Here is a 1,056-nt window from a genome sequence, read left to right as displayed (position 1 = left end):
TTGCTGACCGAGGCCAGGGCCTGGCCTCGGGTGGAGCGGCCGTGGCGGGCGGGGGTGTCGTCGTTCGGGATCAGCGGCACCAACGCCCACGTAATCATCGAACAAGCAGTGGAATCTCCGGAAGCCGCGGACGAGGACGCTCCGCAGGACCACGCACCGGTTGCCGGTGTGGTGCCGGTGCTGGTGTCGGGCCGTACGGCGGGGGCGTTGCGGGCGCAGGCCGAGCGGTTGGCGTCGGTCCTGGACGGTCAGCCTGGTCTGGGTCTGATCGACACGGCGTTCTCGCTGGCGACGACGCGGTCGGCGTTCGAGCATCGGGCGGTGGTGGTGGCCGCCGACCGTGATGGTGCGCTGGCCGGATTGGGTGCGCTGGCCGAGGACCGTCCGGGTGCGGGTGTGGTCGAGGGGATGGCCGGGGCGGAGCCGCGGCTGGCGGTGTTGTTCACCGGTCAGGGCAGCCAGCGGGCGGGGATGGGCCGGGAGCTGTACGACCGGTTCCCGGTGTTCGCCGAGGCGTTGGACGAGGTGATCGCCGAGCTGGATCCGCTGCTGGACGGGTCGTTGCGTGAGGTGGTGTTCGCCGAGCCTGGTTCGGGTGAGGCGGGGTTGCTGGATCGGACGGGGTGGGCGCAGCCGGCGTTGTTCGCGCTTGAGGTGGCGTTGTTCCGGCTGGTGTCTTCGTGGGGTGTCAAGCCGGAAGTGCTGGCGGGGCATTCGATCGGGGAGTTGGCGGCGGCGCATGTGGCGGGGGTGTTGTCGCTTTCGGATGCGTGTGCGCTGGTGGCCGCGCGGGGTCGGTTGATGCAGGCGTTGCCGTCGGGTGGGGCGATGGTGGCGGTGCAGGCCGCCGAGGAGGAGGTCGCCACTCTGCTGGCCGGGCGCGAGGGTGAGGTGTCGATCGCGGCGGTGAACGGTCCGTCCTCGGTGGTGATCTCCGGTGTGGAGGGGCCGGTGCTCGGGGTCGTCGCGGTGCTGGAGGAGCGGGGGGTGCGGACGAAGCGGTTGCGGGTGTCGCATGCGTTCCATTCGCCGTTGATGGAGCCGATGCTGGAGGAC

Annotated in this window: 1 protein-coding gene; it reads left to right on the top strand. The window is 71.0% G+C overall.

The annotated features are described in order from the left end of the window. A partial coding sequence (locus tag ABZU75_RS46535; RefSeq protein WP_355570050.1) for an acyltransferase domain-containing protein occupies positions 1-1,056 on the top strand: 1,056 nt, incomplete at its 3' end.

Source organism: Streptosporangium sp. NPDC005286 (genome assembly GCF_040607515.1).
Lineage (GTDB): Bacteria > Actinomycetota > Actinomycetes > Streptosporangiales > Streptosporangiaceae > Streptosporangium.
Note: the sequence above shows the minus strand (reverse complement) of the source record. Positions and strands in the feature narration are given on the sequence as shown.